The organism is Streptomyces pactum (assembly GCF_016031615.1).
GTDB classification, from domain to species: Bacteria; Actinomycetota; Actinomycetes; order Streptomycetales; family Streptomycetaceae; genus Streptomyces; species Streptomyces pactus.
The window spans coordinates 5,985,974-5,999,533 of the sequence record NZ_JACYXC010000001.1; the positions used below are offsets into that span (position 1 = coordinate 5,985,974).

The window sequence follows — 13,560 nt, forward strand, 5'->3', positions numbered from 1 at the left end:
GCCCGGGGCGCCGCGGAGCCACGGGCGTGCCCGGGCGCGCCCGCGGGCCCCGCGACGGACCGGTCCGGCGTGCCCGCCGGGCGGCCGGGTCCGGCGAGGGCACCGAGGCATCCGAAGGGACGGGCGCGCGATGGGCAAGCAGACGGTGGCGGAGCAGTTCGTGGACATCCTGGGGCGCGCCGGGGTGCGCCGGATGTACGGGGTGGTGGGGGACAGCCTCAACCCCGTGGTGGACGCCATCCGCCGCACCCGTGACTTCGAGTGGATCCAGGTGCGCCACGAGGAGGTGGCGGCGTTCGCGGCCGGCGCCGAGGCCCAGCTCACCGGCCGGCTCGCCGCCTGCGCCGGCTCCTGCGGGCCGGGCAACCTGCACCTGATCAACGGCCTGTACGACGCGCACCGCTCGATGGCCCCGGTGCTCGCCCTCGCCTCGCACATCCCCAGCAGCGAGATCGGCACCGGCTACTTCCAGGAGACCCACCCCGACCAGCTGTTCCAGGAGTGCAGCCACTACTGCGAGCTCATCTCCAGCCCGCAGCAGATGCCCCGGCTGCTGCAGACCGCGATCCAGCACGCCGTCGGCCGCGGCGGGGTCAGCGTGGTGGCGCTCCCCGGGGACATCGCCGCCCGGCCGGCCCCGGAACGCGCCGAGGAACACGCCCTGGTCACCACCCGCCCGACCGTGCGCCCCGGGGACGAGGAGATCGACGCCCTGGCGCGGATGGTGGACGAGGCCCGCAAGGTCACCCTGTTCTGCGGCAGCGGCACCGCCGGGGCGCACGCCGAGGTCATGGCGTTCGCCGAACGGGTGAAGGCACCGGTGGGCCACGCCCTGCGCGGCAAGGAGTACATCCAGTACGACAACCCGTTCGACGTGGGCATGAGCGGCCTGCTCGGCTACGGCGCCGCGTACGAGGCGACCCACGAGTGCGACCTGCTGATCCTGCTGGGCACCGACTTCCCGTACAACGCGTTCCTCCCCGACGACGTGCGCACCGTGCAGGTGGACGTGCGCCCCGAGCACCTCGGCCGCCGCTCCAAACTGGACCTGGCGGTGTGGGGCGACGTGCGGGAGACGCTGCGCTGCCTGACGCCGAGGGTGCGGGTGAAGAAGGACCGCAGGTTCCTGGACCGGATGCTGAAGAAGCATGCCGACGCGCTGGAGGGCGTGGTCAAGGCGTACACCCGCAAGGTGGACAAGCACGTCCCCATCCACCCCGAGTTCGTCGCCTCGGTGCTGGACGAGGAGGCCGCCGACGACGCCGTCTTCACCGTGGACACCGGCATGAACAACGTCTGGGCCGCCCGCTACCTCACCCCCAACGGCCGCCGCCGGGTGATCGGCTCCTTCACCCACGGCTCCATGGCGAACGCCCTGCCGCAGGCGATCGGCGCGCAGTTCCTGGACCGCCGCCGGCAGGTGGTGGCGATGGCCGGCGACGGCGGCTTCACCATGCTGATGGGTGACTTCCTCACCCTGGTGCAGTACGACCTGCCGGTGAAGATCGTGCTGTTCGACAACTCCTCGCTGGGCATGGTGGAACTGGAGATGATGGTCTCCGGGCTGCCCGCCCACGGCACCGGCAACCACAACCCGGACTTCGCCGCCATCGCCGAGGCGGCCGGCGCGATGGGCGTGCGGGTGGAGAAGCCCAAGCAACTGCGCCCGGCGCTGCGGGCCGCCTTCAAGCACAAGGGCCCGGCCCTGGTCGACGTGGTCACCGACCCCAACGCGCTCTCCATCCCGCCCAAGATCAAGGCCGAGATGATCACCGGGTTCGCGCTCTCCGCCAGCAAGATCGTGCTCGACGGCGGCGTCGGCCGGATGCTCCAGATGGCCCGCTCCAACCTGCGCAACGTCCCCCGGCCCTGACCCGCCGGCCACCCCGGGACGGGGCCCGCGACCGGCCCGCCCGGGGCCGGGCCCGCGGGTCCCGGGACGGCTAGATCACCTCCCGAGGTGTACGGGTGCCGACCCGCGGGGCATGCATTCTCCGGAGCGCGTTCGAGGACGTCGGGCTTCGTCATCCGAAAGAGTCGACGAACGGCGGGGCGGGGAACGAATGAAGCGTCAGCCTGCACATCGCGGCGGCACGGACACCAGATGGCCGGAGAGCACACCGGCCACCGAGGGGGAGCGGGGGCGGGGGACGGTACTGGAGATCCGACTGCACCGGGCCGAACTGAGCGGCGTGGCGGACGTCCGCCGCCGGCTGCGGACCCTGCTGGACCACTGGGGCGCGCCCGGCCGGGCCGACGCCGCGGAGTTGCTCATCAGCGAACTGGTGACCAACGCCCTGGTGCACAGCGGCGGCGGCGCGGTGGTCACCGCCACCCTCGACGCCGAGGGCGGCGGCCGGGGACCGGCCCGATTACACGTGGAGGTCCGGGACTTCACCGGCCGGCGCCCCACACCCCGGCCACCGACCCCGGAGGGCGCCGAGGAGGGCACGTCGGGGCGCGGTCTGCTGCTGGTGAACGCACTCGCCGACGCCTGGGGCGTACGGCCCCAGGGCGTCGGCAAAGTGGTGTGGTTCGACCTCTACGGCACGGCCGCCTGACGGGACGTCCGGGCCGCACGGATACAGTCCGGCGGCCCCGGGGGTGGGCACCCGGCCCCGGTCAGCCCATCTGCCGCTCGATCCGCGCCAGCTTCTCCTCCAGGGAGTCCAGGCGCGGAATGGTGAGGGTGTCGTCCTCGGCGGTCAGGTCGACGGTCCGCGGCCGGGCCTTGTCAAAAGGGCTCAGCACATCCGAGTCACGGTCCGAGCTCCGCCCGGCGGTGCTCTCCTTCTCCGAGCCGTCCGCCGGCCGCAGGGCCGGCAGGGAGGAGCGCGCGGGAAGCTGTCCGGGCTCCTCTATGGCAGGGTCCGAGCCGAGCTGCGGCGGCTGCCCGGAGGGCAGCGCGACGTCCACCTGCCGGCCGCCGCGGCGGCCCCACGCCCGGTGCTGACGGTGGTACGCCTTCAGCCGGGCCTTCTCCAGCTTCTCCTGCTCCCGGCGGCGGTTGCGGTTCTGTTCCTTCTGCCGCCGGTCCTCGCGGACCTCCTCGACCGCCTCGTCCAGCGTGCGCACGCCCTCCAGCAGCATCAGCGACCAGGCGGCGAAGGTCTCCCGCGGCGCGCGCAGCCAGCGGACCATCCGGATCTGCGGCAGCGGACGGGGCACCAGGCCCTGCTCGCGCAGCGCCGCCCGGCGGGTCTGCTTCAGGGCCCGGTCGAAGAGGATGGCCGCGGAGAGCGACATGCCGGCGAAGAACTGCGGGGCACCGTCGTGGCCCATGCCGCGCGGCGCGTGCACCCAGTTGAACCAGGCGGCCGCGCCCGCGAACAGCCACACCAGCAGCCGGGAACCGAGGGCGGCGTCACCGTGGCTCGCCTCCCGCACGGCCAGCACCGAACAGAACATGGCGGCGCCGTCCAGGCCGAACGGGACCAGGTACTCCCAGCCGCCGGAGAGGTTCAGGTTCTGCCGGCCGAAGCCCACCAATCCGTGGAAGGACAGCGCGGCGGCGACCGCCGCACAGCAGAACAACAGGATGTACGAGGCGACCCCGTAGATCGTCTCCTTGCGGCGCCGCCGCTCCTCACTGCGCTCCCAGGAGTCCGTCACCACCGCCTCCTCCTTGTTCTTCTTCGCGCGACCGCGAGCGAGCACCGTCCCGGCCACTCCGACTCCGACGAGCGCCACGGTGACGGGCAGCGCCCAGTCCAGCGATATGTCGGTCAGTCTCATCCGGCCCCTAGCCTCGTTTCCGTGTGGTGTTCTGGCCGTGGTACGGCCTACTCGCGCGACATCTTGGCGGAGTCGGGCCTTGCCTCACGGGGATTCCCGGCAAGAGGACGCCAACGGACGGTGGGGACACGCGGATAGGTGCGCAACGGTTCGAACGCTCGCCTGGTGAAAGCGGATTGCATTCTATTCATGGAATCCGTTCCGGTGGAATCGGGGTGATCGGACCGCAATGCGCCGTCGGATCTGCCCCACCACAGCCCTCCGTACGCAGGTTACGCACGTCTTCTCCCGGCGCGGCACGGGCAACGGACGGAGCGTCAGCCGGTCGCGGGCGTACGCCGGCCGGTCCGTGACGGTACGTCGGCCGGTTCCGGGTACGTCCCGGTTGCCGACGGCGCGTCAGCCGGCTCCGGGTGGTACGCCGGCCGGTCCCGGGTGGCCGTGGGCGCGCCGCCGGCGGCCGGACCGGCGCCGGCCACCCGGCCTCCGCCGGGCCCTCGGGCCCACGCCCGGTGACCGTGGGCCCCGGTGGGCCGCCGGGTGCCGGGCGTACGCCGGGCACGGCCGGGGACCGTGGGCCCCGGTGGGCCGCCGGGTGCCGGGCGTACGCCGGGCACGGCCGGGGAGGAGCCGGCGCGGCGGGGCCACCGGGCCGGGGCCGGCCGGGGCGGTCGCATTGCCGGGTGGCCGGGTGGCCGGGTGGCCGGGTGGCTGGTGTGGCCGGGTGTCGGAGGGCGGGCGCGCGGGCACGGCCATGGAGGGACCGCCAGACCGCTCATGAGCGGGGTCGGACCCGCCCCGGCCGGAGGATCGGGGTTTGACCTCGCGCGACGCCCGCATATCGTTCAAGGCGACGTACAGGAGGACCGAGTGGAGCAGCCCATCGCCGGGACGGCGGCGCGGTCGCGCGTACCGTTGCAGCGGCACTCCGTGCGCCGCCAGATCCTGGAGGCCCTGCGCAGCGCCCTGATCCAGGGGGAACTGGCCCCCGGGGAGGTCTACTCGGCACCCGCCCTCGCCGAGCGGTTCGGGGTGTCCGCCACCCCGGTCCGCGAGGCGATGCAGCAGCTCGCCGGGGAGGGCGCCGTCGAGGTCGTCCCCAACCGCGGCTTCCGGGTCGCCCGCCGCAGCGCCCGGGAACTGGCCGAACTGGCCGAGGTCCGGGCCCTGCTGGAGGTGCCGGTGGTGCTCGCCCTCGCCGAGTCCGTCGACCCCGGACGGTGGGCGGCGCTGCGGCCCTTCGCGGAGGCCACCGCCCTGATCGCGGCCCGCGGCGACCGGGCCGCCTACCTGGAGTCGGACCGCGCCTTCCACCAGGCGCTGCTCGGCCTGGCCGGAAACGAACAGCTGGTGATCATCGCGGACGATCTGCACCGGCGCGCCCAGTGGCCGCTCGCCCCGGGGGAGACGGTCCGCACCGCCGATCTGGTCGCGGACGCCGCCGAGCACGTGGCGCTGCTCGACGCCCTCGCCGCCCGCGACCTGGCGGTGGTGGAGTCCCTGGTACGCGAGCACTTCGCCGGCGCGCACTGAGCACTCCGGCCCGGTTCCGCTGCCCCGGGCGGCGGTCCGCGTCCCGCCCGGGCGGAGGGCCGGGCCGGCCGGCGCGGCGGTCCTGGCGGGTGGGTGAGGTCCGGGCCGCGGGAACGTGGTGTTCCCGGGGTGGGCCCGGGTTCCGGCCGGTGGGCGGAGGCAGGGCCGGCCGGTGGGTGACGGGAGGGCCGGCCGGTGCCGGCGGTCAGCCGGCGTCGGCCGCCCCGGCGGGGGAGGGGCCGGTGGTGCCGGCCGCGGTGCGTCCGGTGCCGGAGGCGCCGGCCACGCCGGGCCCGGTACCGGTGGTGCCGGGGGCGTCGGCGCGGCGCAGCCGCTCGGCCAGCCAGGCGGGGACGCCCAGCAGCCGCACCAGCCGGGCCGCCTCCGCCCGCAGCCGCCCGGCCTCCGGTTCGTCGGTGACCTGGGCGAGGGCGGCGAGCGCCGGGGCGATGCCGACCAGGAACCCCAGCTCCTCCCGGATGCGCAGGGACTCGGTGAAGCCCCGTCGGGCCTCGTGGACATCGCCGCTCTGCTCGGCCAGTGCGGCCAGGTGGCGCCAGGTGAACGACCGCAGCAGTTCGTCGCCGTGCGCGGCCGCGCCCGCGTGGGCCCGGCGGAACGCGGCCAGCGCGCCGACCGGGTTGTGCGCCAGGTGCTGGGCGCAGAGCCCGCGCCGGAAGTCCAGCAGCGGGCGGGCCGGCGACCGGGGTGGCAGCAGCGCGGCGGCCCGGCCCAGCGCCGCCCGAGCCTCGTCGGCCCGGTCCCGGACCTGGAACAGGGTGGCGGCGTAGGCGAGGTGGCCGCGCTCGCAGGCGGCGGTCCCCCGCTCCTCGTCCGTCAGGGCCAGCGCCTCCGCGGTGCGCAGCGCCTCCTCCGCCGCCGCCCAGCCGCCGGCGGTGAACACGCACTGCTCGGTCAGCAGCGCGGTGCGCCGCAGTGCCATGGCGGGATCCGCCGCGGCGCGGGGGGCGAGGAGCGCGGCTGCGTCGTACCAGCAGCCACGGGAGCGGAGCCGCCACACGGCGGTGTCGAGGGGATCGTCTCCCCGGCCCGGCCGCGATTCCGATGAGTCCGACGATCCAGAGTGTGACATGGCGGTGTCCGCCACATTGCCTCCCCAAGCGCGCCGTCGAGCCGGAAGTGGTGCTCGCAGTTCAGCACGAACCCGTACGGAGGGCCAAGGGGTCGGTGTGAACGAATTCACAAAGTTTTCCGCCATGTTTCACGGCGTGGCGGCTCGCTCGGGGCCCCGCGATCTTCTCCGTGTGGTGGGGCATGAGCGGGGGCCCGGTGTGCCCGCCGTCGGGGAAGGGCCGCCGGACCGCCGTTCACGGTGTGGGGCCCGAGGCACGGACCCGCCGTTCACGGGCGTGAGGCGCCCGGACCGGGTTCACGGCAGCGAGGCCCGACCGCGCCGGCGGGCCGACCGGTACGGCCCGCCGCCCGCGGGCGTCAGCTCATCCGCAGGGCGAGGAAGAAGTCGAGCTTGTCCTCCAGCCGGGCCAGGTCGCGCCCGGTCAGCTGCTCGATGCGGCCCACCCGGTACCGGAGCGTGTTGACGTGGAGGTGCAGTCGTGCCGCGCACCGGGTCCAGGAGCCGTCGCAGGCCAGGAACGCCTCCAGGGTGGGGATCAGCTCCGCCCGGTGCCGGCGGTCGTAGTCGCGCAGCGGGTCCAGCAGCCGGGCGGTGAACGCGCGGCGCACGTCGTCCGGGACGAAGGGGAGCAGCAGGACGTGCGAGGCCAGTTCCTGATGGCCCGCCGCGCACACCCGGCCGGGCCGGGCCGCCGCCACCCGGCGGGCGTGCCGGGCCTCCTCCAGCGCGCCGCGCAGCCCCTCCGCGGAGTGCACCGTGGCGCTCACCCCGAGCGTCAGCCGGCCGTCCCCGTCCAGCCCCCGGGTGAGCGGCTCGCGGACCGCGTCCAGCAGCCGGTCGGCGTGGAGGGCGGTGTCGTCCTGCTCGTCGTCGCCCGCCGCGGGGAGGGCGACCAGGGCGACCGCCTCGTCGCCGGTGTGGGCCACCGCGACCCGGTCGGTCGGGTCCATCCCGGCGCCGGCCGGATCGGCCAGCAGCTCCTCCAGCACCCCCTGGGCGAGCGGCCCGGCCGGGGCCCCCGCGCCGTCGCGCTCCGCCTCCCCGGCACCGGCCGCCGCGGCCTCGCCGGGCACTCCCCACTCGACCCGGGCCACCACCACCTGCCACTGCGGCGCGGCGCCCAGGCCGGGCAGCAGCACCGGCGCGGCGACCCGGAGCCGGGCGGCGATCTCGGCCGGCTGGGCGCCCGCGGTGACCAGCTCCAGCACCTCCTGGGCGAGCCGCCGGCGCACCGTACGCGCCGCGTCCCGCCGGTCCCGTTCCACCGCTATCAGCTGGGTGACGCCGTGCAGCAGGTCCAGCCGCTCCGCCGCCCAGTCCCCGGCGTCGGCCTCCACCGCCAGCAGCCACTCCGACAGCACGGTCTCCCTGACGTCCTGCGCGGCGGGCCGGCCGCCGCGCACCGGGAAGAGGGAGAAGGTGCCGGTGCCGGGCACGGACACCCGGTGCGGGGCGCGCCGCCCGGCCCGTACCGCCGCCAGGTACTCCCCGGCCAGCCGGGCGCGGACCGCGGCCGGCAGCCGGGGGTCGCCGCCCGGGTTCGCCCCGGCGATCTGCCGCCCGGTGGGCGAGAGGACCCAGGCGTTGAGGTCCAGGTCGGAGCCGAGCAGGTCCAGGATGACGTCCGGACCGCCGCCCGCCGGCCCCGAGGTCATCAGCCGCCGGTGCCGGTCCACCACCGCGGCCAGGTCACCGGCGCGCTCCCCGGACACCTGCCGCACCACATGCTCGGTGATCGACGCGAACGACACGTCCTCCACCACCGAGAACAGCGGCAGCCGGTGCCGGGCGCAGGCCGCCACCAGGTCCTGCGGCACCGCGCCCAGTTCCGCCTCACCCGCCGCCAGCCCGGCGACCCCGGCCGCGGCGAGGATGCGTACGAAACGTTCCGAGTCCGCCGGCTCGCGCCGCCAGGCGAGCCCGGTGAGCACCAGCTCGCCGCCGGTCAGATAGCGGCTGGGGTCCCGCAGGTCGGTCGTCATCACGCCCCGGACCGAGCGGTCCAGCTCCTCCTCACCGCCGAGCAGTCGCAGGCCCAGGGCCTCGGTCTCCAGCAGGGCGCGCAGCCGCATGTTCGTCGCCAGCCGATCTGTCGTGGTGGTGCGGGTCCGGTAGCGCGGGGTCCCCGACCCCGTCTTTCGTTCGAATCTACAAGACCCGGCACCTGGCCTGCCAACCGCTTCATGGTTTCCGTCACTGCACCGGGCCGGGCGGCCCCCGGTGTACTGACTGCCAGGCCGCGGGCGCGGCGCCGGCCGGGCGACCGGAGCGGGAACCGGCGGGGTGGCGCCACCCGGGACCGGCACGGACACCGCACCGCACCCTCCGCACCGCCACCGACCTCCCCCGAGAAGAGAAGACCCATGGACTTCCCGCGCCCCACCGGCCGGCCGGAGGCGCTCGCCGCGCAGGCCGGACACCCTGCCGCCGCGCCCCTCACGGGCGGGACCGGCGTCAGGGCCGGGACCGGCCGCGTCCGGCGGCTCCCCGGCCACCCGCCGGAGCCCGCCGCCACCCCGGCGGCGGTCCGCCGGGCCCGGAAGCCGCCGATGCGCGTACCGGTACGGCCGGGCCACCCGGCCGGCACCTGACCGCGGGCGCGGGGACGGCACACCGGTCCCGCGCCCGCCCGCCGGGAGCGGCGGCAGTCCGCGCCGGCCGCCTGCCCCGCCGCCGCTCCCGGCCTCCCCGCGGGTCCGGTCCGGGCAGCACGCCCGGGCCGGACCCCACGACTCTCCCGGCACCGGAGCGCCCCCACCGGCTCTCCCGCCCCGGGAGCGCTCCACCCGGCTCCCCGCGTTGTGACGGAGCCGGCCCGGCCCTGCCCCCGGCGGTCCGGCCTCCCCCCATGAGACGTCCCGCCGTCCGGCGGGCACCGCACCACAGCTCCGGGCCGTCCCCCGGGTCGTGATGCCAGAGCACCATCCCAAATCCCGCGCACACGCGCGGGTGCCCCTGTGAACCTTGGGAGTGGCACCGCATGACCCAGTCAACCATCGAGCCCAGCACGTCCCCGGAGGACGCGGGCACGGGCTCCCGTCCCTCGGCCGGACGGTCCTGGCTCGACCGGTACTTCCACATAACCGACCGAGGATCCACGGTCGCGCAGGAGGTGCGCGGCGGCATCACCACCTTCATGGCGATGTGTTACATCCTCCTGCTCAACCCGGTGATCCTGGGCACCGCCGAGGACGTCGACGGCAATGTCCTCGCGCACGCCCCGCTGGTGACCGCCACCGCGTTCGCCGCGGCGGTGTCCACCCTGCTGATGGGTTTCATCGGCAAGGTGCCGCTCGCCCTGGCGGCCGGTCTCAACGTCTCGGCGGCCCTGGTCAGCCAGGTCGTCCCCAACATGACCTGGCCGCAGGCGATGGGCATGTGCGTCATCTACGGCGTGGTGATCATGCTGCTGGTGGTCACCGGGCTCCGCGAGATGATCATGAACGCCATCCCGCTGCCGCTCAAACACGCCATCACCATGGGCATCGGCATGTTCGTGGCGCTGCTCGGCCTGGTCAAGGCGGGCTTCGTCGGCGTCGGGCAGGGCGGCCCGGTCCAGCTCGGCACCGGCCCCGGCGGACAGCTCGCCGGCTGGCCGGTCCTCTTCTTCGCCGTCACCCTGCTGCTGATCTTCATGCTCCAGGCCCGCCGGGTCCCCGGCGCCATCCTCATCGGCATCGTGGCGGGCACCGTGCTGTCCATCGTGGCGACCGCGGTCGGCGGCCTGACCGACGAGGACTGGGGCGGCGCCACCCCCGAACTGCACGGCAGTGCCGTCTCCGCCCCCGACTTCGCGCTCTTCGGCGACGTGGAGTTCGGCGGCTGGGAGCAGATCGGCACCATCAGCGTCAGCATGATCGTCTTCACCCTGGTGCTGGCCGGGTTCTTCGACGCCATGGCCACGATCATCGGCGTGGGCACCGAGGCCAAGCTGGCGGACGAGCAGGGCCGGATGCCGGGCCTGTCCCGGGCGCTGTTCGTGGACGGCGCCGGCGGTGCGATCGGCGGGGTCAGCGGCGCGTCCGGCCAGACCGTCTTCATCGAGTCGGCCTCCGGTGCCGGCGAGGGCGCCCGGACCGGACTGTCCTCCGCCGTCACCGGTCTGTTCTTCGCGGCCTGCCTGTTCTTCACCCCGCTCACCCAGCTGGTGCCCAAGCAGGTGGCCGCCGCGGCGCTGGTCGTCATCGGCTCCATGATGATGAGCGCCGCCGCCCACGTGGACTGGAGCGACAAGGCGGTGTCCGTCCCGGTCTTCCTGACCATGGCGCTCATGCCGTTCACCTACAACATCACCGCCGGCGTCGGCGCGGGGGTGATCGCCTACACCGCGATCAAGGCCGCCCAGGGGAAGTTCCGCGAGCCGGGCGCTTTCATGTGGGTATTGACGGGTGTGTTCCTTGTGTACTTCGCACTCAACCCCATCGAGCACTGGCTCGGCGCCAAGTGAGCCGGACCGGCCGGGACAGGAGCTGATCCCCATGCTGGACATCGCTGCCGACCTGCACCGCTGGTGCCGGGAAGGGCGTGACTTCGCCGTCGCCACCGTGGTGGCCGTCAGCGGCAGCGCGCCCCGGCAACCCGGTGCCGCCCTCGCGGTGGACACCGAGGGGGCCGTCGTCGGCAGCGTGTCCGGCGGGTGCGTGGAGGGCGCCGTCCACGATCTGTGCCTGGAGGCGCTGCGGACCGGCGGGACGGTCCGGGAACGCTTCGGCTGCTCCGACGAGGACGCCTTCGCCACCGGCCTGACCTGCGGCGGCGTCCTCGACGTCCTGGTCTCCCCGGTCCGCGCGGCCGACCCGGCCCGGCCGGTGGCCGCCGCGGCGGTGGCCGCCGCGGCGCGCGGTGAGGCGGTGGCGGTGGTGCGCGTCACCGCCGGCCCCGCCGCCCTCCTCGGCCGGGCCCTGCTGGTCCGGCCGGGCGGCGGCCGCACCGGCACCCTCGGCGGGGCCCCGGTCCGGGACGGCGAGGCGCTGGACCGTACCGCCGCCCGCACCGCACGCGCCATGCTGGACACCGGCCGGACCGGCGCCGTGACCCTCGGGGCCGACGGCGGCCGGTGCGGCCGGCCGCTGGAGCTGCTGGTGGAGGTAGCCCTCCCGCCGGCCCGGATGATCGTCTTCGGCGCGGTCGACTTCGCCGCCGCCCTGGCGCGCGTCGGCACGTTCCTCGGCTACCGGGTCACCGTCTGCGACGCACGTCCGGTGTTCGCCACCCGGGAGCGCTTCCCGGAGGCCGACGAGGTGGTGACCGCGTGGCCGCACCGCTACCTGGAGACCACCGGGGTGGACGGCCGGACCGTGCTGTGCGTGCTCACCCACGACGCCAAGTTCGACGTACCGCTGCTGTGCCGGGCGCTGCGGCTGCCGGTCGCCTACGTCGGGGCGATGGGCTCCCGCCGCACCCACCTGGACCGGCTGGAGCGGCTCCGGGAGGCCGGGGTCACCGAGAGCGAGCTGGCCCGCCTGCGCTCCCCGATCGGACTGGACCTGGGGGCCCGCACCCCGGAGGAGACGGCCCTGTCCATCGCCGCCGAGATCGTCGCGGACCGGCGCGGCGGCAGCGGCGTCCCCCTGACGGGTGCTCATACGCCGATCCACCGCGACGGCCAATCTCCTTCCCGCCGCGGCCGGTTCGGATCGGTGGTCTGACGAACCGTCAGTGGACGTCGGCCAACCGGAGCAGGCCGCGGTTGCCGTCGCCACCCGCCCGCGCGGCAATGGTGGGGTGCCTACACGACGTCAGAAACTCACCGGAATCGGCGCGCTGGCCCTCGCCGGGATCGGCGCGGTCACCGCGGCCGCGGTCACCGCGACCGCCGCCGTCCCGACGCCGGCCACCGGGCACGGGGAGCCGGCCGCCCGCGCCGCCACCACCCCGCCGTCCCGGCTCTACACGCCGCCGGCCGACAGCGCGGCGTACCACCAGCTGGCCCGGCTGGTGAAGGCCCGCGCCCACCGGGACGCCGCCGGGCTGCTCACCATGATCCGCACCCCGCACGCCGTCTGGTACGGCGACCAGGCGCCCGCCGAGGTGGAGCGCGAGGTCCGCGACACCACCCGGGCCGCCGCCCGGCAGCACCGTCTGCCGGTCCTCACCCTCTACAACGTGCCCGGCCGGGACTGCGCCAACTACTCGGCCGGCGGCGCCCCGGACGCCGACGCCTACCGGGCCTGGATCGACGCCGTGGCCCGCGGCATCGGCGACCGCGACGCGCTGGTGATCCTGGAGCCGGACTCCCTCACCCTGCTGCCGCAGGACTGCCCGGACGGCGAGGGCGCCGAGGAGGAGCCGGACGGGGACACCGGCGGCGAGGACGACCCGGAGGAGAGCGCCGAGGACGGCGAGTACGCGGACGAGGGGGAGGAGGGAGACGGCGGGGACGGCGACGAGGACGGCGACGGCGACGGGTGGCCCGGGGATCGGTCGCCGCAGGACCACCTCGACGGCCTCGACGACCGGTTCCGGGACTGGAACCCCCTGGCGCGCCGCGAACGGGCCGGCCGGGCCCCCGCGTCGCCGGAGAGCCACCGGGGCGCCGGGTCGGGTCCGCGCGGGTCGGGTCCGCGCACCCCGGGCCGCGCCCCGGCCGGGCCGACCCCCGGCCCGGGGGGTACGGGTTCGGCCGCCCCGGGGCCGGGGGGTACGGACCCGGCCCCCACCGCGTCAGGGGGTACGGCCCCGGGCTCAGCGGATGCCGGCGTCCCCCGGCCGGGCGGGGCGGGCGACACCGGGGAGCAGGGGGCCGGCCGGCCGGGCGGTGCGGGGAGACCGCGCCCCCGGCCGAGGGCTGGCGCGTCGGGAGCCGGGGGGCCGGGGAGACCCCGGCGCGGCCGGGGAACAGCGCGGGTGGGGGCGGACACGGACGGTGCCGGGCAGCCGACGGTTCCCGCGGTGCCGCCCGGGAACGGCTCCGGCGGTGTCACGGCGCCGTCCACGACCGGGGTCCCCTCCGGGCCGCAGGGACCCGGTGCCGGACGGCCGCAGGGGCCCTCGGGCGGGGACGAGCCGGGTGCCGCGATGCCGGGACCGTCCACGGCACCGGCCGGGAACGGCGCCGGCTTGCCGGGCGCGGCGGCACCGTCAGGGATCGGCGCGGGCACGCCGGGCGCGGCGGCGGCACCGGAGTCCGCGGCGGTGCCGGAGTCGCCGGTGGCGTCTGGGAACGGGGCCGCCGGTTCCGCGCGGCCGTCCGGGCC

General features: G+C 75.9%; 8 protein-coding genes and 1 pseudogene. 6 read left to right on the forward strand and 3 right to left on the reverse strand.

The window, feature by feature from the left end:
• The first annotated feature begins 130 nt into the window (after positions 1-130).
• Together IHE55_RS23550 and IHE55_RS23555 are read left to right on the forward strand one after the other, a co-directional pair.
• Entirely contained in the window at positions 131-1,873 is a 1,743-nt protein-coding gene (locus IHE55_RS23550; RefSeq protein WP_197990847.1) for a pyruvate dehydrogenase, read from the forward strand.
• A gap of 190 nt (positions 1,874-2,063) precedes the next feature.
• Positions 2,064-2,561 (forward strand): ATP-binding protein, encoded by a 498-nt coding sequence (locus tag IHE55_RS23555; RefSeq protein ID WP_197990848.1) that lies wholly within the window; start codon positions 2,064-2,066, stop codon positions 2,559-2,561.
• Between the two features lie 61 nt (positions 2,562-2,622).
• Here the strand turns inward: IHE55_RS23555 and IHE55_RS23560 are convergent, their stop codons facing one another.
• Positions 2,623-3,735 (reverse strand): DUF2637 domain-containing protein, encoded by a 1,113-nt coding sequence (locus tag IHE55_RS23560; protein WP_197990849.1) that lies wholly within the window; start codon positions 3,733-3,735, stop codon positions 2,623-2,625.
• Positions 3,736-4,605: 870 nt separating this feature from the next.
• Between IHE55_RS23560 and IHE55_RS23565 the strand changes: the two genes are divergently transcribed.
• Complete coding sequence (locus tag IHE55_RS23565) at positions 4,606-5,268, forward strand: GntR family transcriptional regulator (protein ID WP_307826797.1); 663 nt, start codon at positions 4,606-4,608, stop codon at positions 5,266-5,268.
• Between the two features lie 205 nt (positions 5,269-5,473).
• Here the strand turns inward: IHE55_RS23565 and IHE55_RS23570 are convergent, their stop codons facing one another.
• Together IHE55_RS23570 and IHE55_RS23575 are read right to left on the reverse strand one after the other, a co-directional pair.
• Positions 5,474-6,361 carry a hypothetical protein gene (locus IHE55_RS23570; RefSeq protein ID WP_197990851.1) on the reverse strand — a complete coding sequence of 296 codons (888 nt, stop codon included), beginning with the start codon at positions 6,359-6,361 and terminating at the stop codon, positions 5,474-5,476.
• 359 nt (positions 6,362-6,720) lie between these two features.
• On the reverse strand, positions 6,721-8,436 hold the full coding sequence (locus IHE55_RS23575) for a PucR family transcriptional regulator ligand-binding domain-containing protein (RefSeq protein WP_197990852.1): 1,716 nt from the start codon (positions 8,434-8,436) through the stop codon (positions 6,721-6,723).
• Between the two features lie 908 nt (positions 8,437-9,344).
• Between IHE55_RS23575 and IHE55_RS23580 the strand changes: the two genes are divergently transcribed.
• The 3 genes and pseudogenes from IHE55_RS23580 to IHE55_RS33535 form a co-directional block, all read left to right on the forward strand.
• Entirely contained in the window at positions 9,345-10,811 is a 1,467-nt protein-coding gene (locus tag IHE55_RS23580) for an NCS2 family permease (protein ID WP_197990853.1), read from the forward strand.
• A 31-nt stretch (positions 10,812-10,842) separates the two neighbouring features.
• On the forward strand, positions 10,843-12,012 hold the full coding sequence (locus tag IHE55_RS23585; RefSeq protein ID WP_197990854.1) for an XdhC family protein: 1,170 nt from the start codon (positions 10,843-10,845) through the stop codon (positions 12,010-12,012).
• A gap of 76 nt (positions 12,013-12,088) precedes the next feature.
• Positions 12,089-12,610 (forward strand): annotated as a pseudogene (locus tag IHE55_RS33535) (glycoside hydrolase family 6 protein); the annotation flags it as partial.
• Positions 12,611-13,560: the final 950 nt, after the last annotated feature.